The following is a 22023-nucleotide window of genomic DNA, read 5'->3' on the forward strand; positions in this document are numbered from 1 at the left end:
AATATTGCTGTGTTTGACTATAGCGATATTTTCTCGACTTGAAAATATAAGTCTTTAGAGCAATCAACACACTAACGAATGTTAAATTCCAATAACTTTTACTGATACTGTTCCAATAACGAGATTATTTATGTTTACAGATACACATTGCCACCTTAACCGCTTAGATCTAACCAAATATGATGGCCAACTGGCTGGCGCGATTGACGCCATGAAAACGGCTCATGTCACTCGCGCGATGGCGATCATGTGTGATTTTGCTGAATATGATGAGATTGCTGATATTGTCAGCACTTATAATGATGAGACTTTAAACCTAGGGATGAGCGTCGGTATTCATCCTTGTGAAGACATTGGTATATTACAATCAGCGACAGTCGAGCGTCTGATAGAAACGGCCAAAGCGGATCATGTGTGGGCAATTGGAGAGACAGGACTCGATTATTACTGGTCAACAGAAAACAAAAAAGCGCAGCAAGCCAGCCTTGCGCGTCATATTCATGCCAGTCAGCAACTAAAAAAGCCACTCGTCATCCATATGCGTGATGCCAAAGAAGACACGATTGATATTCTAAAAAGTGAAGGTGCGGAGCATGGCATCATTCATTGTTTTACTGAAGATTGGGAGACGGCGAAGCGTGCGCTAGATCTAGGGTTTTATATCTCATTCTCAGGTATCGTGAGCTTTAAGAGCGCGCAAGACATCAAGGATGCAGCTCAAAAAATGCCGAGAGACAGAATACTTATTGAAACTGACAGTCCATACTTGGCGCCAGTCCCCAAACGCGGTAGACCAAACGAGCCTGCATATGTTCCCTACGTGGCAAACTGTATCGCAGACATGTATGGATGTAGTAGCGAGGAAGTCGGTGCACTGACGGCAAAAAACTTTGAAAATTTACTGGCACAGTATCATTAAAATGGTTATGCTATGACCACTCAGTCATTTATTTGATAGTCTTGTGGTTCAATCCCCTTAGGTATGTATCACACTAAATATAGCCACCTGATTATCAATGACTATTTAGCAAACATAAGCATATTCCCTTTTGTGGTCCTCGAGCAGTCTTGGTACAGTCTCATACTTTCATTGCCGATGTACTGCCGTAAATGATGGTTGTATGCTTAATCTTGTCATGTTTTAGGAGAGATTATGAGTCGTCAGCATCAGTTTAAGGCACGAGAAGAAAATATCTTAGCGATGGCAGAGCAATTGCTACTTGAGTCAGGCGATGGTGATATTACTTTGGACAGTTTGGCAGATCAGCTCGACTTGGCTAAAGGCACGCTATATAAGCATTTTTCTAGCAAAGATGAGCTTTATCTGCGTATTATTATCCGCTACGAAGAGCAGCTATTTGATATCAACCGTATTGATGACTGTCCCTCGGCAGGCGTTGCCCGCATGATTCTTCAGCAGCTATTTAATCCACAAAAAGCCATGCTATTGAATCAAATCGAAGAGCGTCTGGCAGCATCGGTCACTGGTCTGAATCGCTTATTTGGCGAGTTGTATGATATTCGTCGCCAGCGTATGAAGCGCTTGATTGATATTATCAGTGCTTATCTGAAAGACGAGCATAGTAGTCTGAGTACTCGCGATTATTTATCTTCTATTTGGGCGATGGGTCAAGGCGGTGCGGGTCTACTAAACTCAAGCTTTTATCAGCGTTATTTGGGTCGACGTGATACCTTGCGCTACGCCTTTGTTCAGCAAATGCTAGAATTGCCGAGTCATTATCCTGCCGAAGATGAAGAGGTGATGGATGAGGATATGCAAGAATTAGTAGAGCAGATCGATACTGAATCAGAAGAGCATCGCAATACCAATTATTAGAATGTCGACTGATTTTCGATGTCATTGATTATTTAGTGTTACGTGTTGTCATACCTGATATGGCAGCACGTCAAAATGTATCTTTCAATGTATCTTTCTTAGCGTTCATAAAAATGAACGTTATCACCCTATATACAAAACTGAATTACAGGCTTATAGGTGCAATATGCCGGTCACTGTCAAGACTCAGTCCAGCTCAGCAGCCAATTGCCCTTTAGCCATCGTCGGTCAATCGCCTTGTCCAAATCGCTTTGGTATTTTAGCTACATCGTCTGATTGTAGTTGTCTCTCTCTATCAAGTAATGCATGTCCCTCACAACATACCTCATCAATAAGCAGTCATAAGCAAAGTGGTTTTACGCTGGTTGAAATCGTGGTAGTGGTGGTGATTCTATCTATATTTGCCGGCATGATGAGTCTGTCTGTCGGCAGTAGTGACTCTCGCAAAAACCGCGCCTTTTATGAACACTTCACTGATTCGCTGAGCTACGTCCGTTTGCTATCAGTTGAGCGTATGCAGCCGATGGGCTTACGTTTGCAGGCAGATAAGCAGGGACAGGTAGCGCCTGTAATCGTTACCTTATCGAATCCTTATATTGCCTATCAAACGGCTGATATTTCAGTAGGTAACAGGGACAACCAGCCAAAGAACGCAATGGAGCTGTCTGCTGATTTGAGCAGTCTGTCAGACTCTACTGGAGAGACTCAGCCAACACCGAGCTGGGAGGTTGAATCAGAGGTTAGCTTGCCTGAGCTGCCCGCTGGCGTGAGTATCAGAGTGCAGAGCTTGGATGCTAGTAATTCAACGAGTACAGGACAGACGCAAACGCTACAGCCTTGGTTTAGTGATCAAAGCGTGCCGCAGGTACTATGGTTTGGTACGGGCCAAGCGACGCCTGTCAACATCGAAGTAATTCACGATTCGCGTCTGGTGGGTGAGGTGATTACGATAATGCCCGATGGTAGTATGATGATAGGGCAGGGATTATAGTGAATAAGTTGTCCAAATATTCGGCGACGAAGGCTCAGCCTACGTCTCTCAAATCTATATCACTTAAGTCTGGGCGCGAGAGTGGTTTTACCTTGATTGAGGTAATGGTTGCCTTAGCCATTCTGGCAGTAGTGGCCGTCGCGGCGAGCCGTGCTAGCAGTGCGTATTTGAAATCGGTTGATATATTGCGCACCCGCACGCTTGCTCATTTTGTCGCACAAAATGCCGCTGCTGATTTGCGTATTCAAGACACATGGTTGACCGCCAACCGTACCCAAACGATTAATGCTCAAGGGCGTGACTGGCAAATAGTCATGACTGTCGGTGATGCCATCACACCTGCACTAAAACAAGTAAATATCGCAGTGGCGCCTATCATAGACGGACAGGCAGGCACGTCGGTCACTGATATTAGTGTCATGCTAAGCAATGCCGACCAAGATACAGGCAGTTTAGATTTAAGTAGTGAAAGTAGTATCGGACAAGCAGGGGGCGGCTTGTGAGTATGAAACTACAGCGCGGATTCACGCTCCTTGAGCTAATGGTTGCCATGGCGATATTTGCCATGCTGGCAGTGGCAGGCTGGCAAGTATTTGATGGTGTCAACCGCGCCCGCGAGCGCGTACAACGTCATGCGGATAATTTAGCCGTACTACAGTATGCCTATCTACAATTACAGCAAGACATGGCACAAATAATCCCGTATCAAGCGCCTAATACTCAAAATACTGGGACGGCGAGTAGCGATATAAATGGCAATACGAATAATAATGCTCAAGACAATACGCCTGAGCCATTTATGAGCTTGGACGGTGAACATATCAGCTTTGTACGCTTTGCTGATCCTGATCCACGTTATCAAAGCAGCACTAGTCTCCAGCATATTGAATATATTTTTGCAGATGAGCGCCTGATACGTCGTCAATATACCAGTCTTGAAGATGGACGCGATAGCGTCAGTTTAGACAGTGTGTTATTAGAAGGTGTTACTGCTGGGCGTTGGCAAGCCTATTTGCCAGAGCTTAGCACCAAATTTCCAAGCGATGACGTCAATAATAGTAGCAATACAAATATAGCATTGGGGCAAGCAGCGGGTGCTAACCCCGATGTTGTTTTGCTACCCAAAGGGGTTGCCGTCAACTTTACTTATCAAGAGATACCAATCACTTGGCAGTGGGCCCTAGCGCCACAACCAATACCCCGTAGTAGCGCAAAGGCTGCTAATAGCAGCGATAGTAATGATAATAGCAGCGACAATAATAATGGTAGTGATAGTAACAACAGTAATAGCGGTAGTAATACAGATAATAGCAGTGTGGGACACAGTAATTGAGAAGGTAGTATTTAACATGCATCACTTGCTCAGCGACATAAGCTCTCTATGACAATGAAAGCAAACTCTCAGCGCGGTGTGGCGCTGCTTACTATCTTACTATTGGTGGTGAGTATCACGGTGGTGGCAAGCGCGATGCTTGCTAGCCAAAAAGTTGCGATTAGGCGCAGCGGATTATTGTTTGATCAAAATCAGCTATTGCAAGACATCGATGCCGGTCAGCAGCTGGCAGTGACGATGATTCGTGCTGATAGCAAGCTTAACGACACCGATAGTGAGCAAGATATCTGGGCACAGCCGATACTGCCGTACACATTAGCGAATCATAGTGTCAGCATCGAGCTGCGTGATGAGGCGGGTCGTTTTAATATCAATAACTTACATCAAGGTGGCACGGTTGATACTGCTGCGCTAGAAGTGTTCCAACGTCTCTTAACACAGTTGAATTTAGAACCAGATATTGCTATTGCCGTCCTCGATTGGCAAGATACGGACAGTGAAGTCTATCTAGATGGCGGTGATGAAAGTGCGGTATATTCTCAGCAACTAAACCGTTCAGTAGATGGCGCACTACCAAACCAGCCTTTTGTTAGCGTTGATCAGTTACAAGAGGTTCAAGGGGTGAGTGCAGAGGTGTTAGCGACACTACGACCTTATCTGACGGCGGTTCCTTATTATTTACCTATCAATATTAATACTGCGAGCCCCGCATTGCTTGCCGCACTGATCGATGGTGCCAGCAGTCAGCAGATGCAAGGGATAGTCGACACGCGCAGTAAGCAAGCGCTCACGTCTATCGATGAGCTATGGCAACTGCCAATTTTGAGTGGCTTAGATAAAAAGCAGCGGGCAGCATTGACGCCTTTGTTGGCAGTTGATAGCCAAGCCTTTATGGCGCTTATTACCGCGAGTGATAATGCAACTGTTGGTCAGGCAAGACAGCGCTTTGCCACTGTCTTGATTGGTAAAAACGCAGCGAACGACAGTCAAACCTCAAACGACACTAGTGGTAGCAGTAGCGATGTCATTAGCGGAAAGCCCAAGGAAGTCAAAGTAGTCACGCAGCGACTATGGGCGTTTCGTCCTAGTTTTTGATGAATGGTAGTGCGCTTTTTATTAATCTCTCAAGCGAGTCTCTTCACTAGATTTCCAGTTATAAGCCCCATAAAACAACATCTGCGCTTGGCGAGTGCAGTTATGTAGCATCAACTGTTTATTTTCTTCGATGACATTTAGATCGATTTCGTCATCGTGATCTTCAGTGTAGGTCAATTCTAACCAGTCGATAATCCAAGAAAAGAACATATTTACGCCAGCCTCAGCCAATAGACGACGGTCATAATCATTGATATGGGTAAATGCTGGCTGTAATGCCAGATCATCTGCCAAGCTTTGGGCATGTTTTTTAACCAGTTCATTGATGGCTTTTCGCACAGATTCTGAGCCACCGTAGCGCTCACTGACCAAAAACTGCCAGTAGTAAGGCTGATCGCTGACCATATATAAGAACAACTGAATGCTTTTGGCTATCTGACGATCAAAGCTACGCTTGCGTCCAATTTGTAGGCTATCGCTGAGTGTGGCGAGCGTACCACCCAACTCTTCGATGACCAAGGCGCGACCGAGCGACTCCATATCATCAAAATGGCGATAAAACGCAGTCGGCACAACGCCAACCTCACGCGTGACTTGTCTGAGACTGATAGAGCTAAAAGACTGCCCTGTCATACATAGATCGAGTACGGCATTAAAAAAAGCGTGCCGAGTTTGAAGTTTTTTTTGTTCGCGACTGCTCATAATATTTCAAAATTATCCGATAGAGGTTTATCATACTCATTTCAGCGCACAAATACGACCAAAATGCACAATTCGTGCTAATTTACTAAACCTGCATTGGTCTTTTAAACCACCGTACCCCAATGACCTTGCAATTCTTGCGCCAATCGATAGGCTTCATGGTCATTCATACCTGTAATAAAATCTAAAATATTCAATATATTGTGATAAATATTGTCTGATAACACGCGGCGATGCTCATCTAAGTGTGGCTGTAGTAATCTTAACAGACTCTGTTGCTCAAACGACATAGATGATGACGTAGCCTCACTCGTCTCAGTACCCGTCCAAGCCAGTGGTACAAAGGCATCCATTAGACGATGCAAGCATTGATTGGCCATTAGCTCCATTCTTACCTTGTTTGGATGATTAAATATTTTTTCGCGGGCCAATTGCTTGGCCTGCAAGATGCCAGTTTGTACAGTGGTGTCGCAATGGGCAAACAAGCTGCCTTGGAGCGTACCTGCCAGCAAGTCTTCACTATTGGCCACAAAAGCATCGGTGATCGTATTGACCAAGCGCATCATGGCGCGTGATCGCAAAGAGGCCAGACTCTGCCTGACTGACATATGCACAGGCAGGCTGACGCTATCAGGATGCTCGCCAATCAGCTCATAAAAAATCGTGGCAACCTCGCTATAGGTTAGCATATTCAGATTGATACCATCTTCTAAATCTATCAGCGCATAACAGATATCATCTGCAGCTTCTAACAGATACGCCAACGGATGGCGTGCAAAGCCATCGTGATGTGTTGAGCGCGGCAAATGCAAACAGGCTGCCAGCTCCTCTAACTGAGAGGTCTCGCTATAAAAGCAGCCGAATTTCTGTACATTATGGGCGTTGTCATTTGCATCATTGCTGTGAGTGGCAAGCCAAGGATATTTCATAAAAGCGCCTAGCGTTGCGCAGGTAAGACGCATACCGCCTTTATCGGGATGGTGCTCATTGCGCACCAGTAACCGAAACCCTTGTGCATTGCCTTCGTAGGCCAGTAAGTCTAACCGCTCGTTGCTGCTTAATTTTTGCAAAATTGCTTGAGGATCAGGCTGCCGAAACCAGTCACGAATGGCGTACTCTCCAGCATGACCAAACGGCGGATTACCAATATCGTGAGCGAGGCAGGCTGCTTGTACAATTACGCCAATATCAGATGGCGAGACTCCTGCTAGTAAGCCATTGCCTAGCTTATCATGGAGCTTTTCTGCGGTCATCATCCCTAAAGAGCGTCCAATAGAGGAGACCTCAAGCGAATGGGTCAGGCGAGTATGGATACCCAGCTGATTGGTCAATGGATGAACTTGGGTTTTTTGATTCAACTGCCTAAACGAGTGAGAGAATACCAGTCTGTCATAGTCTTTGTGAAACTGTGAGCGAGTACTTGTATTAGCGCCGTATTTTTTGGCAGCGCCAAGACGCTGTGAGTTGAGAAGATGAGACCATTGCGCAGTAGAAGACGACAAAGAGGTTGGGGTACTTAGCATATTGGAACATCCGAAACCAAGGGAGCCTCTAGCATAACAAAATAGCGCCCTTGGTACAGCCACTAAGCGCCATGGCAATTAAGATTTATGACAATCAAAAATTACCTCTTCCTCGTCGATAGGCACATCACTATTTAGTGTTTTGTTTAGCAAGGTTGCGTTGTCACCATCCACTTGCCATATAATGCCATGAGTGTCATCTAATCCAATATCACTTGTGTATATGGTTTTGTCAGTAAGGGCGTCGCTACCAGAGGCAGCTGTCAAATCGTATTCGATACCGTCAATAAGTAGGTGCGCGGTCTGTGGTGTGGCATCGGTATGATAGTAGACGCCGATAGTAGCAGTAGGCTCACAAGAGAATGGTGTGCTGTTGCTAGCGTGCTCAGAATGGTCGTGACCCTCATGATCATGTTCTTCGTGAACGTCCATGTCATTATGACTTTCATGGTCATGCTCCTCATGGGCATGTTCATCGTGCTCTGCGTGACTGTCTACGGTTGTCACATCTTCAGATGCTGCTGGCTCACCGTCTGTTTTTGGCTGGCAGCCTAACAATGAAACTGTCATAACACTGCCTATGAGAGCAGCACTTGCAAATTTGGAAAAAGAGAAAAAGTCAGTCAAAGTATAAGCCCTCAAATAAGCAAAATAAAGATATGTTATAATATAACAAAAGGATAATAAAATAAAGCCGATGCTGGAAAATATCCAACATCGGCTGATTAGCTATCAGGCAGTATTGACTAGCTAAAGCTACACGTTAAATCTAAAATGCATGACATCGCCATCTTGAACGATATAGGTTTTGCCTTCTAGGCGTGACTTACCAGCGGCAGCAGCGCCTTTTTCACCGTTGTATTCGATGAAATCATTATAAGCGATCACTTCAGCACGGATAAAGCCGCGCTCAAAGTCCGTGTGAATCACGCCAGCGGCTTGCGGGGCAGTAGCGCCAATTGCAACGGTCCATGCACGTACTTCTTTGACACCAGCGGTAAAATAGGTCTGCATATCAAGCAAATCATAACCACCGCGAATCACTTGATCAAGCCCGGCTTCTTCCATGTCCATTTCAGCCAAAAAGTCTTTTTTGTCCTCTTCATCTAGCTGGGCAATTTCAGCTTCGATTTGGTTGCATAGAGGAATGACGATAGATTCTTCGCCAGTTGCGTAATCACGAACAGCGTCGAGATAGGGATTGTTTTCAAAACCATCTTCAGCAACGTTAGCAATATACATGGTTGGCTTTAGGGTGATGAGGCCGTAGCTGCGGATGAGTTTTTTCTCATCAGCGTCTAGATTGGCCGCGCGCGCCGCTTTGCCTTCTGCTAATAATGGTTCAATCTTTTTGAACACATCCAGCATGGCGCTAGCGTCTTTGTCACCGCCTTTGGCTTTTTTGGTCAAGTTCAGTATCGCGCGTTCAACCGCTTCCAAATCTGCCAATGCCAACTCAGTATTGATGGTTTCGATATCATCGATTGGGCTGACGCGACCATCGACGTGTACCACGTTGTCATCATCAAAACAGCGTACGACATGAGCAATCGCATCAGTCTCACGGATGTTGGCGAGGAACTGGTTGCCCATGCCTTCGCCTTTTGACGCGCCTGCCACCAAACCTGCGATGTCTACAAACTCCATCGTCGTTGGCAATACGCGTTCAGGGTTGACGATATCAGCCAATTTCTTTAGGCGTGGATCGGGTACTGGTACGATACCGGTGTTGGGATCTTTGGTACAAAACGGAAAGTTTTCAGCGGCGATACCCGCTTTGGTCAACGCATTAAACAAGGTGGATTTACCCACGTTTGGTAGGCCGACGATGCCGCAATTAAAACCCATAACAGTCTCTCAATGTATTAATAAAATAGTTGGTGCTGAGCTAATATAAGACTTGATATTTAGTCAGGATAAAACTGAGTTCATCTAAAGCTCAGCTTGTTTGAAATATTAGTCAAATAGACAATCAAAATTGGGCACATTGTAGCAAATTTACGGGAATAGGGGTGAGGTTGTTACTTTATATGCTTAGGTTTTTACTCAGCGGTGGCAGGTGTGTTTCTACTAAGGCTCAGATAGGTTAAACGCTGAAAAGTGAATACAATGGGTTGCTTCTTATTTAGATAAGCGGTGTTCGATTTGGTATTCAGTATTTTTTGCTATAGTACGTTATCATAGATAAATAGTGGCATCAGCTCACAAGCAGTCAGTACAATCTGCTGGCTGGTTTAATTTTTTCAAACAATCAGCTCGCTCCAAAACAAAATGTAAGGCAATATCCGATAATGACAACCTCGATTTTTGATACACGCCGCTATAAATATCCACAGAATTTTCTTGAGATGAAGCCCAAACTTGCTCGACTTGAGCAGGCCATCAAAAAGCTCGAGACAAACCTCATTGACGCTAATGATCAAGCAAATACGAAGCTGTTGACGCAAAGGTTGGATAGTCATTTGGGATTGAAGGTCGACTATGCCAGTGAGCTCAATCCCGATCAGCTCATGGCTGCCACCACTATCGAAGGTAAAGTGTTGGTGATTGCGGGTGCAGGATCGGGCAAAACCAAGACTTTGACCTATCGCACCAGCTATTTGCTCGAAAACGGCGTGTCGCCTAAAGAGATTTTGCTACTAACCTTTACTCGTAAAGCGGCAAATGAAATCAAAGATCGCGCTAAATCTTTGCTGGCAAGTAGTCTTTCAAATCAAGAGCTATCTGATGATGCATTGGCTGAAGATAAGCTCCCAACTGACAAGGCATTAAATAATATCACCAGTGGCACCTTTCACTCATTTTGCAATATGCTGCTGCGTCAATACTCTGGTCTGCTCGGTATCAATCCACGATTTACGATTTTAGATACTGGCGATAGCGAGGATGCTATCGACTTGGTACATAAAGAAAAAAAGTATCCTACCCAAACCAAAACCCAAGCCTTTCCGCGCAAAAAAACATTGCAAAATATCATTTCAACCTCTAGAAACAGACGCATTCCTATTCGCGACCTAATAGAAAGTAGCTATCCTGATATCGCCGTACATATTCCTATCATCGAGCAATTAGCAATTGATTTTCATGAGTATAAGCGCGCCAATCACTTATACGATTTTGACGACATTATCAGTCAAGTGGTACGTCATCTAAAAACCAACGACACCTTTAGGCAGCGACTTCAAAACACATATCGTTATGTCATGGTTGATGAATATCAAGACACCAATATTCCGCAAAAGCAGCTAATTGACTTAATATGTGAGCCTGATTCGGTGTCACTAATGGTCGTTGGCGATGACAATCAAAGCATCTATGCCTTTCGCGGTGCTAATTACGAAAATATTTTGCTATTTGGTGAGACGTATCCCAATGCCAAACTTATCAAGCTTGAGCAAAATTATCGCAGTACACCTTCGGTACTAAACTATATCAACGCGTTGTCAGCGCAAATCACGCTAGGCTATCAAAAGCAGCTGTATTCTGATGCGCCAATAGCAGGCGACAAGCCAATATTTCGACGACTCAGCGATGAGACAAAAGAAGCGAGTTATATCACTGATAAGATAGTCGCGCTAAAGCCTGAGTATGATTATAACGACTTTGCGGTATTGTGCCGCACGTCTTTTCAGTCCAATTATGTACAGCTAGAATTTATGGCGCGCAATATTCCCTTCATCGTGGTGGGCGGTATCAAGTTTATTGAAAGACGCCATATCAAAGACGTGTTGGCTTTTGTCAAAGTTCTCTATAACCCGAACGATACGATTGCTTGGCATCGTATTTTAACTTTGTTTAAAGGGGTAGGAGCAGTCACGGCGACGCGCTTAACCCAAGCCATCACCGCTGACAATAATGCGTTTGAGTCGCTACTGGCAGCATCGTTTGCCAAAAAAAGCGATCAGCTAAAGCCTCTATACCACACGCTTACCAAGGCCCAGCAAGCAGAAACGGTTGAGACAGCCATTGAGCATATTCTTGAGTTTTATATCCCTGTGTTAAAGTTGATAGAAGACAACTGGCGTGAGCGTAGCGAGGACTTTCGGGTGCTAAAGAATTTAGCGACAGAGCACACGAGCCTCGATAGCTTTTTAGAAAATCTTGCGCTCGATCCGCCCAATGACTCAGTCGCGGTCATGGAAAGCTCTGACGATGGACAAAGTAATGATAAAGTCACGATCTCAACCATTCATAGCGCAAAAGGGCTTGAGTGGCCAGTGGTGTTCGTCAATTCATTGGTCGATGGCATCACGCCGCATCATCGCTCATTGGACGACTTTGAAGCATTAGAAGAAGAGCGTAAGCTGTTTTATGTGGCCTGTAGTCGTGCGAAGACGCAGCTGTATTTGACCGCGCCGAATTACTTCTCTAGTTACTCTGGATACTTTGATATGGCCTCACGCTTTATTGCGGAACTATCGGCTGACGAGGTAACAGTAGAGACGGTAAAATCGCCTATCAAGAAAAATGATGACCCAATATGGTGGTGATTTTTTGAGGATATTGATGGTATCTATCATACTGGGTTTTAGTGTGTATTTTGCGGATTTTGGTCGTCCAATAATGGCTTCATACGCCAACTATTCCTTTTGAAAATGACCTACAAATAAATGTATAGCCAAAAGTATTTAATAGCAAAAATATTTTTCAAATAAGGGTTTAAAATTTATCCCAATGCGTTACTATGACCACCTAATTTGGTAAGACCTTTATATTTGATACTCTGTATTAACACCCTAAGAAAAGGATAGGTTATGCGCTACGAAGTGATCGTTATCGGTGCAGGTATGGTTGGCACGTCAATCGCGTGGCATCTACAAAAAAATAACTCAAACGTATTACTCTTAGACAAAAAATTGCCAGGGTCAGAGACCTCATATGGTAATGCCGGCTTGATTCAGCGCGAAGCCATTCATACGCATCCTTTTCCTCGTCAGCTGACAGAGATGATCCGAGTATTACCTAACCAAGGTACTGATATTCGTTATCGCATACCGGCAATTCTGCGTTATCACCAAGCGCTGCTACAGTACTGGAAATACTCAACGCCTGCGTCAGTCAAAAAAATCGAATCTGAGTGGCAGACCTTGATTGAGCATTGTACCAGTGAGCACCAAACCATGATTAGCGCCTCTGGTGCTGATGAGCTCATTACTCGTGATGGTTGGCTACAATTACATCGCTCAGAAGAGACTTTCAAAGAAGCGCAAGCATCCGCCATTGATGCACGTAATCAAGGGGTTGAGCACAATGTATTGAACCTTGAAGAGCTAAAAGCAATGGAGCCCCGCGCCAATTTTGACGGTTTCGTTGGTGCTATTCATTGGTTGAATTCATGGCAGGTATCAAACCCAAGCTCGCTGGTAAAAGCCTACGCAAAAAACTTCCAAGACATGCAAGGTACGATCAAAGAAAATGACGTCAAAGAAATCGTCAAAGAGGCGGATGGCTGGAAAATCACCACTGATAAAGATACCTATTATAGTGATAAATTGGTCATCGCAGCAGGTCCTTGGTCAAATGATTTGATCAGACCACTTGGTTACAATCTGCCATTGTTCCCAATGCGCGGCTATCATCAGCATTTCAAAGTGACAGACAAGAACACAATCCATCACAGTATGTTTGATATGGACAAAGGCTTTGTCATGGGGCCAATGCAGCAGGGTATCCGTATCACTACGGGTGCTGAGATGACTACCATGAATGCGCCAAAGAATTTTGGTCAATTACAAACGGTATTGAAGCTTGCAAGAAAAATTTTGCCATTAGAAGATGCGGTTGAGAGTGAAGCATGGGCAGGATCGCGTCCTTGTATGCCTGACATGAAGCCCGTCATCGGTCCTGCTGATAAGCATGACAACCTCTGGTTCGCATTTGGTCACAGCCATCAAGGCTTCACTTTGGGACCAATGACAGGGCGTCTGGTTGAAGAGATGATTCATAATAAGCCTGCATTGGTCGATCTTGCACCATTTAGTGCCCAGCGTTTTTCTAACTAAGCGCGACTTGACTGACTAAACACAGATTCAAATTAATAAAAAGGTATAGACATGATTAAGAAGCTACATAGCAATCAGCGCATGAGCAAAACGGTAATCCATAACCAGACGATCTATTTGTGTGGTCAGGTCGGTAATGCAGAAGACGATATCAAAGCGCAAACGTTGACGTGTTTGGAAAAAATCCAAACGCTATTAGAAGAAGTGGGCAGCGACAAATCAAAGCTACTATCAGTCACCGTTTGGATCAAAGATATGGCGGATTTTGCTGCTATGAATGAAGTCTATGACAAGTGGTTTGAAGGCATACAGCCACCAGCGCGTGCTTGCGGCGAATCAGCATTGGCACGCCCTGAGCTATTGGTTGAGATGATTGCCATCGCTGCTGAGTAATAAGCGGCTCGTAGTACTTGTAGTATATGTATTAAATAGAAATAAAGAAGGCCATGATAGCGATATCATGGCCTTTTCTATGCGTAGCAATAAGCCAACTCGATTATTGAAAAGGAATATGCTAGCTTTTTAATCCAAGCACGCGCCGTATAACGTCAGCGAAGCAATACAATGATTATTATAGGAATTAGCATTCTTTCCATACCGCTTGGCGTTTCTCAATAAAAGCATCAATCCCTTCACCCACATCGTCTGCCACCATATTGCAAGTCATGACCTCACTGGCATAGTCATAAGCGTCTTCGACACTCATATCCAGCTGCTTATAAAACATACAGAAGGTCATCTCTATCTAGAGTGGTGCCTAATTGAGTCATTTATCATCCTTGATAATGGGTTGGTTTATAGTTTTATATATAGCTGACTAAATAGTAGCATGGCTCATATTCTATACAATAGATGGAGCACATAGAAAGCGCATAAAAAAATAGCGCACTCAGGTGAGGAGTACGCTATTGGTTTTTCAGTTAAATATAAGCTAAATTCATACTAAGCTGTATTTATACTGAACCTAGTATGCGCCTTCGCTATAGATAAGCTCGTAGCTATGGCTATATATCTCGACGATGTTACCGAACGGGTCTTCCATATAGATCATGCGATATGGCTTTTCGCCAGGGTAGTAGTAGCGTGGTTTTTCCATACGTTTTTTGCCACCTGCGGCAACCATACGCTCAGCCAGCGCTTCAACGTTTGGGTCTTGGACGCAGAAGTGAAAAATACCTGTTTTCCAGTATTCAAAGTTATTTTCAGGGTTTTCCTGATTTTTAAATTCAAAAATCTCAACACCGATACGGTCACCAGTGGAGAGGTGAGCGATCCGAAAGCGGCCCCAACCAGCACCGAATACTTCAGTGCACATCTTACCAATCGGGCTGTCATCTTCAATAATCTCAGTAGGCTCCATGATGGTGTACCAACCCAGCACTTCAGTATAAAATTTTACAGCAGCATCTAAGTCAGGGACTGACAGACCGATGTGCGAAAAGCTTCTGGGATAAACGTTGTTCATAGCTTGTGCTCCTGTTTGCTGTACTCTTGTTTGACGTGAGGCCAGTATACAAACGCACTGTCATTATGTAAAATTATCAAATATTATAAAAATAAGTATGAAACGTAATGATTAATGTCACATGGCTACGCACTTTTTGTACGCTTGCCGAAGTTGGGCACTTTACTCGCACGGCTGAACGTCTATATATGACACAGTCCGGTGTGAGCCAACATATACGTAAGCTAGAAGAGCAGCTGGACACAGATTTGTTAATTCGACAAGGAAAGCAGTTCTCATTGACCAATGCAGGTGAGCAGCTTTATAAAGAAGCAGGCGAGATATTGCAGCGATTATCAAATTTAGAGCAGCGCATCAGTGAAGATCCGCCTTACGAAGGGCTAGTACGGTTGATGTCACCGGGTAGTGTGGGACTTAAGCTATACCCGCAGCTTTTGACCTTACAGCAACAGCACCCAAAGCTAGTGATTGATTATCGCTTTGCCCCCAATGCTGATATTGAGCAGGCATTGGCAAATCACGAGATCGATATTGGTTTTATGACGGACATCTCAGATGATGAAACGATTAGCTGCAAGCCTATGGCGCAAGAAGCATTGATACTCGTAACCCCTGCGACTACAGTAGAGCCGAGCTGGGAGCAGCTTATGGCACTTGGATTTATCGATCATCCGGATGGTGCCCATCATGCAGGCATGCTACTGACTGCCAATTACGAGCAATTCCAGCATATCAATGATTTTGAGAAAAAAGGCTTCTCTAATCAGATTGGTCTAATTTTAGAGCCCGTCAGCAGGGGAATAGGTTTTACTGTCTTGCCGGCGCATGCGGTGGCTGCTTATCCAAAGCCTGAGCTGATTAACAGTCATCATTTACCAGTTGCTGTTAGCGAAACGCTATATCTGGCAGTCAGACAACAGCAGGCACTTTCTAATAGAATGCATACGGTCATTAATGCAGTAAAAAAATGGCTATAGATATGTTGAGAGTGATAAATGTACAGCTAACAAAGGGTTTAATAACTGTACATTTAGTGAAGAAGGTTCATTGATAGATTGCGACTATCTCAAAGTCTGCCCAAGTTTGATACTTGCAGCGATATTAGCAGCAGTCGTTTCAATGTTGTTATAAGCAGAACCCAACACATTATCGATCGTATCTACTTTTTGGATACTTGGCATCACAACATTGAACTGACTGGTCTGAGCAGGTTTTAGTCCGTCAACACTGCCGCAGATAGCGATAACAGGTGTGCGGCTGGCCTTAGCGATTTGGCTGATACCACCAGCGACCTTACCCATGGCGGTTTGCGCATCGAGCTTGCCTTCACCTGTGATGACAAGATCAGCCTCTGCGATATGCTGTGACAGGTGAGCCACTTCGGCAACCGTATCAAAGCCTGACTTCAGCTGAGCTTTAAAGAACGTCATCATCGCATAGCCAAGACCGCCTGCCGCGCCAGCGCCTGCAACGTGTTGACAGTCTTCATAGCCATGCTGTCCACATATGGTCGCAAAGTGACTGAGCGCTTTATCCAAGGTATTGACTTGCTCCGGACAAGCGCCTTTTTGTGGGCCAAACACAGCGCTGGCCCCAAGCAGACCACAGAGCGGATTGGTCACATCACAAGCAACCTCAAATACTGTGTCTGATATCTTTGTATGAAGGTTAGTATTATCGAGTTTATGTAAGCTGGCAAGTGCGCCACCACCATGAGTGAGCAGACTGTCATTGATATCATGAAATGTTATGCCTAACGCCATTAGCATGCCAAGGCCTGCATCATTGGTTGCGCTACCACCCAGACCGATGATGATGCGTTTAGCCCCTTCCTCCAAAGCATCAGCAATCAGCTCCCCAACGCCATAAGTGCTAGCAACGATAGGATTACGCTCATCAGCTGTTAGTAGGTGCAATCCGCAGGCTTGAGCCACTTCAATAACCGCCGTCGCATTGGGCAATAACAGATACTTGGCGATGATTGGTCTCATCAATGGATCATGCACTCTGACTTCTTTCCAGCGCCCACCCAAGACATAAGACAATACCGCTGAGGTGCCTTCACCGCCATCCGCCATCGGCAATAATTTGTAATCAGCATCTGGAAACACTTGACTAAAGCCAGATTGAACGGCGTGGCAAACATCGAGTGCTTCTAGGCTTTCTTTAAACGAGTCAGGGGCGATCAAAATTTTCATACGGCTCTCTTTGAATATCTTAATGACACGATCATCGCAACAGTGTCGTGTTTTAAAACGTTTACTTAGCAATAATCAAATAAACGTATATATACGTACCCAATCTCATGAACTAGATAAACACTAGGGTTAACAACCAGATAAATACGATGCTAGTCACCCCTTGGATACCAGTGGCCATTGAGTGCGCTTTGTACGCTTGTGCCACGCTCATGCGACTAAACTGACTCACGATCCAAAAGAAGCTATCATTGGCGTGAGAGATCGTCATGGCACCGGCACCAATTGCCATCACACAGAATACACGGCCAAGCTCACTGTCCAAGCCAATTTGGTTCAACAGTGGGGCAACCATAGCAGAGGTTGTGACCAATGCCACTGTGGTTGAGCCTTGTGCTGTTTTTAGCGCAGCAGAGACGATAAATGGCATAAAAATACCTAAACCCAAGGCCGATAACGTTGAACCTAGATAATCGCCAATTGGCGTCACTTTTAGCATGGCACCAAATGCGCCACCAGCACCAGTGATCAGTAGGATAGGGGCTGCTACTACCAAACCTTGTGAGATACTATCGCTGATTTGCTGCGTTTTTTGCTCTGAATCAATCAATAAAAACGATAAAAACAAACCAATCAACAATGCAGTCAGTGGATTACCGATGAATATCAAAACCTCTGCTAGCGTACCACTACCGAACGGTGCACTTGGGAAATTGGCAACCGACGACAGACAAATTAATATGATAGGCACAATGATAGGTAAAAACGCCATTGTTGCTGAAGGCAGTTTGCTGTAGTCATCGCGTGTTTTTATGCCTTCAGGTAGGGTCGCTGCTTGAGCATCTGTGGCATTGATATTATCAGGCGTGGCATTAAGAAAGCGATTCGACCACCACCAGCCGGCCAATACGGCAACAGCCGTGACAACCACACCGACCATGATGACCAAACCTAAGTTTGACTCTAGTCCTAAATTACCTGCCGCCGCGATTGGGCCTGGCGTAGGCGGTACGAAGGTATGAGTGGCGTATAGACCAGTAGCCAAGGCAATACTCATCGCGACACTTGATACATGTAATCGCTCAGCCAAAGACTCTTTTAAAGAGTTTAAGATAATGTAGCCAGAATCACAAAATACAGGCACCGAAACCACTGCACCGACGATAGACATGGTCAAAGTAGGGAAGCGTGGCCCCAATACTTTGATGACTGACTCTGCCATTACAATAGCCGCCCCTGTTTTTTCGAGGATTAAGCCAATAATCGTACCAAACACAATCACAAGACCGATGTAGCCTAAAATACCACCGAAACCATCAGAGATTGTCTTTGCAACAGTGTTGAGCGGTACTTGGTAAAAAAGGGCAACCAAAAAAGCGGACAAAATCAACACTAAAAAAGGATGCCACTTCAATTTTGCGGTAGCGAAAATAATAAAAAGAATGGTCAGCACAAGCCAAAATACAATCATCACTGTCTCAATATGGTTTATATCTTAATGAGTTATTCACGCAAACAGGCATCAATAACGATACGAAATTTTGAAGGGGCATATTTTATAGCAAATAGGGGGCACTAGGAAATACATTTGTCAAAGAGATGCTGTTTGTTATGGCGATATGAACATTTTCTGATGAGAGTAGTGGCATTCTTATGCCTGCAGAGTTATCGCTTTTTCGATTTTCAGACCGCATTTAACCAAGGTTTTTCACTAAAAAAAGACTGACCACTATAGATGGCCAGTCTTTTATAAGGTATCGCTTATTTTTTTTGTTCAAGATGAGTTTTATATAAACTCCAATCTAAGCAATCTTATCGAAGAACGCTTTATTGTCAGTAGCTATCGTAGAATCGAAGCTTACGTAAATACCTTTATCATCTAGCGTTGCATACCAGTGATCATCATCGCCGCTGGTCAGTATCTGAAAGTATTTGTCATTTACGATTCTACCTACCGTATAGATCTCACCCTCTGAATAGAAATCGTTACCTTTGACACAAAGTAGTTTATCGTCAGTGTTTATTTCATCAGTGTTAGTCATATTAAAGTACTCTATCAACGAAAAGTATAAAAATAGAAAAATCTTTCTACTCGTTATGATGAATACAATTATATAGACAGTATCTTGTTGGTTGGTATAGCATTTTTAAGTGAGTTGTTGCAAATGGTTACTGCAAGATATCATGCTGACAAATAGTATTGAATACAGCTTTTAGTAATCGATTGATACTTACAAGGCATCAAGAAAACTCTGATGTAATGCGAAAGTATTACGATCACATGTATAAAATATCGACATAAAAAAAGCCAGCAACACAAGGTCACTGGCTTTTTTATAGACTGAGTCTAATTATCTAGAAGATTACTCTTCAGAATAATCTTCTTCAGCTTCTTCTTCGTCAGCTGAATCTTCGTTGTTACCATCTTCAGAAAGAATAGTAACTAAGATGCTAGCAGTAACGTCATGGTGTAGCTGAATATCAACATTGTATTCGCCAACTTGACGTAGTGTGCCTTCAGGTAGCTTGATTTCAGCACGGTCTACTTCTAAACCTGAGTTAGTCAATGCTTCAGCGATATCGCGAGTACCGATAGAGCCGAATAGCTTGCCTTCGTCACCTGATTTCGCACGCATGATAACATTAACGTCAGTTAGTGCATCAGCACGCTCTTGAGCAGTAGCGATCTCTTTTGCTTCTTCAGCTTCAAGCTCAGCACGACGTGCTTCGAACTTTTCAATGTTAGCTTTGGTCGCAGGTAGAGCGCGGCCTTGAGGGATAAGAAAGTTACGACCGTAACCTGGTTTTACATCGACAGTTTCACCGAGTTTACCAAGGTTGACGATACGCTGTAACAAAATAATTTGCATGAGTCATTCCTAGTTAGCGGTTAACCTTGATGGTTATCAGTGTATGGAAGTAGCGATAAATAACGAGCTTGCTTGATAGCAGTCGCTAGTTGACGCTGATATTTAGTAGACGTACCGGTAATACGGCTTGGTACGATTTTGCCATTATCACTAATGTACTGTTTTAGCAATTCAACATCTTTATAGTCGATGTGAGTGATGCCTTCAGCAGTGAAACGGCAGAATTTGCGACGGCGATAGAAACGTGCCATGAGTATTCTCCTTTAATTAGTCTTCACTGTTGTCGTTGTCGTCATTATCGTTTTCACGATTGTCTGGACGACGAGTAGTTGCTTTGCGTGCGCGTTTTTCATCGGCATTCTTGGCTAACTGCGACTCTTCAGTGATAGCTTCGTCACGGCGCATAACTAGACTACGAATGATCGCGTCGTTATAGCGGAATAATTCTTCAAGTTCAGCCAAAGTCTCGCCGTCAGTTTCGATGTTGAAAAGAACGTAGTGAGCTTTGTGAATCTTGTTGATTGGATAAGCCAATTGACGGCGGCCCCAATCTTCAAGGCGATGGATAGTACCACCGTTGTCTTGAACCAACTTGATATAGCGTTCAACCATGCCGACCACTTGGTCGCTTTGGTCTGGGTGTACAAGTAACACCAGTTCGTAATGTCGCATTATGACTCCTTACGGATTAGTAGCTATTAACCCTATGTTAATAGCAAGGAGATTTATAAGGTAAGCCCACGTTCTTAAAAATATAGTAAGAAATAAGCTTAGTTTATAAAGCGCCGTATTATAACAGCACTTGGCGCTTAACACAAAGGGTAATCACCAAGCGGCTGCCAATAAGATATAAAAAGATGGAAAATAAGCGTTACTCAATAAAAATGCTGCGATCTTGCGCAGCGTTTTTATCTGAAACAATATGGTGAATAAAATATTATTCAGATTTTGACTTTTTTACCAGTTGGCTACTGTCTGCTTTGACCACTAAAGTTTTGGCAAGTTTGTCATGCCAACCGATATTTTCAGGGCTTTTTGATGCCATATAATAATGGATAGCAATAATCACAAAACCCAAAAAGCTAGTAAACGAAAACAGTAAATTATAGATAATAAACAACAGTAACGTACGTGTACCGACCAGCTTGATAAACGAGGGTAGACGATGTGTGGTCTGATCCACAACCCGAATACCAGTGATTACTTTGCCTAGGGATTGACCACGCATGGTAATAAATACCAGCTGCAGTGCAAACAAGCCAAAAACCATGACTTGCGACATCATGAGCGTACTGCTTGGAATGCTTTCCATCAACGACATTGAATATTGATAGGCAGCGTCCATATTTTGGATGTTTTGAAACTTGGTATAGTCTACATCCATTTTGGTCAGTGCCATTACTAATGGCAATATGGCCAATACGTAAAGCAGGCCGTTGAGCGCGGTTGCCAATATGCGTGACATAATCGGCGCCAGTACCACATCACCAATGACTTTATCATTATCTGCGACCGTCTTTTTGAGAGCAGTTTTGTTTAATGAGACATTGTTGTGCGGCGTTTGATGACGATTGGTCGTCATATCGGCCTTCACATTTTTAGAACGTTCAGGCTTGCCATATAGTCTATCTAATGATATTGAATTATTATCTTTAGTATTGCTGGTATCTTCAGGGAAGACGGTCACATTATTGATAATAGAATCATTCGCATCAGGAGTAGTAGCACCAGTCGGTCGATAGACCGTTTGATTATTGGTCACATTTCCTACGCGCTGCCACTGATCTAAGCCTTCATGCCAGATTAAATCATCAAGCAATACTTCGCCTGATGCCAGCATGATATTAAGCTGCTCCAGATTGTATGGACCAGCTTGTACGTTATTTCGAGCAAGGAAAATCTGCATAGTTGCCTGCATAGTTAGTCATGTCTTAAGACATTATATTAGGGTCTATTTGAAAAAATCAAATAGACCCTAATAGTGGTATCTTTAATGACTGTGTGAGT

General features: G+C 43.9%; 23 protein-coding genes. 10 read left to right on the forward strand and 13 right to left on the reverse strand.

The features are described 5' to 3' along the window. The first annotated feature begins 130 nt into the window (after positions 1-130). From CUR83_RS05420 to gspK, 6 genes are all read left to right on the forward strand, one after another. Complete coding sequence (locus CUR83_RS05420; protein ID WP_284719261.1) at positions 131-919, forward strand: TatD family hydrolase; 789 nt, start codon at positions 131-133, stop codon at positions 917-919. 234 nt (positions 920-1153) lie between these two features. Beyond that, positions 1154-1837, forward strand: a complete 684-nt coding sequence (locus CUR83_RS05425; protein WP_071001302.1) for a TetR/AcrR family transcriptional regulator — start codon at positions 1154-1156, stop codon at positions 1835-1837. Positions 1838-2003: 166 nt separating this feature from the next. After that, positions 2004-2828 (forward strand): prepilin-type N-terminal cleavage/methylation domain-containing protein, encoded by an 825-nt coding sequence (locus CUR83_RS05430; protein WP_083328789.1) that lies wholly within the window; start codon positions 2004-2006, stop codon positions 2826-2828. Next, positions 2828-3331 carry a type II secretion system minor pseudopilin GspI gene (gene gspI, locus CUR83_RS05435; protein WP_227517161.1) on the forward strand — a complete coding sequence of 168 codons (504 nt, stop codon included), beginning with the start codon at positions 2828-2830 and terminating at the stop codon, positions 3329-3331. The genes CUR83_RS05430 and gspI overlap by 1 nt, the downstream gene beginning before the upstream one ends. Before the next feature lie 2 nt (positions 3332-3333). After that, the gene (gene gspJ / locus CUR83_RS05440) at positions 3334-4161 is read left to right on the forward strand and encodes a type II secretion system minor pseudopilin GspJ (RefSeq protein ID WP_071001303.1); all 828 of its coding nucleotides are present in this window, start codon (positions 3334-3336) and stop codon (positions 4159-4161) included. A gap of 48 nt (positions 4162-4209) precedes the next feature. Then, positions 4210-5256 (forward strand): type II secretion system minor pseudopilin GspK, encoded by a 1047-nt coding sequence (gene gspK / locus CUR83_RS05445; RefSeq protein ID WP_071001304.1) that lies wholly within the window; start codon positions 4210-4212, stop codon positions 5254-5256. A gap of 21 nt (positions 5257-5277) precedes the next feature. Here gspK and CUR83_RS05450 read toward each other — a convergent pair whose 3' ends face one another. From CUR83_RS05450 to ychF, 4 genes are all read right to left on the reverse strand, one after another. Further along, on the reverse strand, positions 5278-5958 hold the full coding sequence (locus CUR83_RS05450) for a TetR family transcriptional regulator (RefSeq protein ID WP_058023818.1): 681 nt from the start codon (positions 5956-5958) through the stop codon (positions 5278-5280). 104 nt (positions 5959-6062) lie between these two features. After that, positions 6063-7481: a deoxyguanosinetriphosphate triphosphohydrolase gene (locus CUR83_RS05455; protein WP_071001305.1), complete on the reverse strand. Its 1419-nt coding sequence runs from the start codon at positions 7479-7481 to the stop codon at positions 6063-6065. A 78-nt stretch (positions 7482-7559) separates the two neighbouring features. After that, positions 7560-8051, reverse strand: coding sequence for a hypothetical protein (locus tag CUR83_RS05460; RefSeq protein WP_284719262.1), 492 nt, complete (start codon positions 8049-8051; stop codon positions 7560-7562). Positions 8052-8237: 186 nt separating this feature from the next. Next, positions 8238-9329 carry a redox-regulated ATPase YchF gene (ychF, locus tag CUR83_RS05465; protein WP_284719263.1) on the reverse strand — a complete coding sequence of 364 codons (1092 nt, stop codon included), beginning with the start codon at positions 9327-9329 and terminating at the stop codon, positions 8238-8240. 443 nt (positions 9330-9772) lie between these two features. Here ychF and CUR83_RS05470 point away from each other — a divergent pair, with 443 nt between their 5' ends. The 3 genes from CUR83_RS05470 (at position 9773) to CUR83_RS05480 (ending at position 13876) form a co-directional block, all read left to right on the forward strand. After that, on the forward strand, positions 9773-11971 hold the full coding sequence (locus tag CUR83_RS05470; protein ID WP_071001308.1) for an ATP-dependent helicase: 2199 nt from the start codon (positions 9773-9775) through the stop codon (positions 11969-11971). A gap of 264 nt (positions 11972-12235) precedes the next feature. After that, complete coding sequence (locus CUR83_RS05475; RefSeq protein ID WP_071001309.1) at positions 12236-13483, forward strand: NAD(P)/FAD-dependent oxidoreductase; 1248 nt, start codon at positions 12236-12238, stop codon at positions 13481-13483. Positions 13484-13537: 54 nt separating this feature from the next. Continuing rightward, entirely contained in the window at positions 13538-13876 is a 339-nt protein-coding gene (locus tag CUR83_RS05480; RefSeq protein ID WP_071003571.1) for a RidA family protein, read from the forward strand. A gap of 187 nt (positions 13877-14063) precedes the next feature. On the opposite strand, the gene CUR83_RS05485 is transcribed toward CUR83_RS05480, so the two are convergent. Next, positions 14064-14210, reverse strand: coding sequence for a hypothetical protein (locus tag CUR83_RS05485; protein WP_284719264.1), 147 nt, complete (start codon positions 14208-14210; stop codon positions 14064-14066). A gap of 237 nt (positions 14211-14447) precedes the next feature. Then, the gene (locus CUR83_RS05490; protein WP_071001310.1) at positions 14448-14948 is read right to left on the reverse strand and encodes a lactoylglutathione lyase family protein; all 501 of its coding nucleotides are present in this window, start codon (positions 14946-14948) and stop codon (positions 14448-14450) included. A 107-nt stretch (positions 14949-15055) separates the two neighbouring features. Here CUR83_RS05490 and CUR83_RS05495 point away from each other — a divergent pair, with 107 nt between their 5' ends. Further along, a complete protein-coding gene (locus tag CUR83_RS05495; RefSeq protein ID WP_071001311.1) occupies positions 15056-15925 on the forward strand; it encodes a LysR family transcriptional regulator in 870 nt (289 codons plus the stop codon). An 84-nt stretch (positions 15926-16009) separates the two neighbouring features. Here the strand turns inward: CUR83_RS05495 and CUR83_RS05500 are convergent, their stop codons facing one another. The 7 genes from CUR83_RS05500 to CUR83_RS05530 all read right to left on the reverse strand — a co-directional run bounded on the left by CUR83_RS05500 (position 16010) and on the right by CUR83_RS05530 (position 21934). Continuing rightward, positions 16010-17146: a glycerate kinase gene (locus tag CUR83_RS05500; RefSeq protein ID WP_071001312.1), complete on the reverse strand. Its 1137-nt coding sequence runs from the start codon at positions 17144-17146 to the stop codon at positions 16010-16012. A gap of 112 nt (positions 17147-17258) precedes the next feature. Then, a complete protein-coding gene (locus CUR83_RS05505) occupies positions 17259-18617 on the reverse strand; it encodes a GntP family permease (RefSeq protein ID WP_093070987.1) in 1359 nt (452 codons plus the stop codon). 331 nt (positions 18618-18948) lie between these two features. Next, complete coding sequence (locus CUR83_RS05510; protein ID WP_093070989.1) at positions 18949-19188, reverse strand: hypothetical protein; 240 nt, start codon at positions 19186-19188, stop codon at positions 18949-18951. Positions 19189-19509: 321 nt separating this feature from the next. Then, positions 19510-20016, reverse strand: coding sequence for a 50S ribosomal protein L9 (gene rplI / locus CUR83_RS05515; RefSeq protein ID WP_093070991.1), 507 nt, complete (start codon positions 20014-20016; stop codon positions 19510-19512). A 20-nt stretch (positions 20017-20036) separates the two neighbouring features. Further along, positions 20037-20267: a 30S ribosomal protein S18 gene (gene rpsR / locus CUR83_RS05520; RefSeq protein ID WP_010198808.1), complete on the reverse strand. Its 231-nt coding sequence runs from the start codon at positions 20265-20267 to the stop codon at positions 20037-20039. Positions 20268-20283: 16 nt separating this feature from the next. Further along, entirely contained in the window at positions 20284-20688 is a 405-nt protein-coding gene (gene rpsF / locus CUR83_RS05525; protein WP_071001316.1) for a 30S ribosomal protein S6, read from the reverse strand. A 265-nt stretch (positions 20689-20953) separates the two neighbouring features. After that, positions 20954-21934: an RDD family protein gene (locus tag CUR83_RS05530; protein WP_093070994.1), complete on the reverse strand. Its 981-nt coding sequence runs from the start codon at positions 21932-21934 to the stop codon at positions 20954-20956. Positions 21935-22023: the final 89 nt, after the last annotated feature.

The organism is Psychrobacter pocilloporae (assembly GCF_029872915.1).
Taxonomy (GTDB): Bacteria; Pseudomonadota; Gammaproteobacteria; order Pseudomonadales; family Moraxellaceae; genus Psychrobacter; species Psychrobacter pacificensis.